Source organism: Natrinema sp. CRL1, assembly GCF_059162405.1.
In genome coordinates this window covers 1-262 of the sequence record NZ_JBLVOY010000029.1, presented here as the reverse complement: position 1 = coordinate 262, position 262 = coordinate 1, and the positions used below count along the sequence as shown (strand labels likewise).

General features: G+C 54.6%; 1 rRNA gene. It reads right to left on the bottom strand.

Annotated elements, in window-relative coordinates:
• Positions 1 to 262: ribosomal RNA gene (locus tag ACJYUO_RS21885) — 23S ribosomal RNA — on the bottom strand; the annotation flags it as partial.

Below are 262 nucleotides of genomic sequence, written 5' to 3'. Positions count from 1 at the left end.
TTAGGACCGGCTAACCCTCAGCTGATCAGCATTGCTGAGGAACCCTTACTCGTTCGGCCGTCGGGGTTCTAACCCGACTAACGCTGCTACTATGACCAGGATTTTCGTTACTGAACGGTCCACACGATCTCTCGACCGTGCTTCCACCCGAACAGAACGCCAACCTACAAGATCACCATGTGAGTGGTGCTGCTAGGTCTCGGTGGTAGATTTGAGCCCCGATCATTTTGGGCGCCTCAAACCTCGGCCGGTAAGCTGTTAC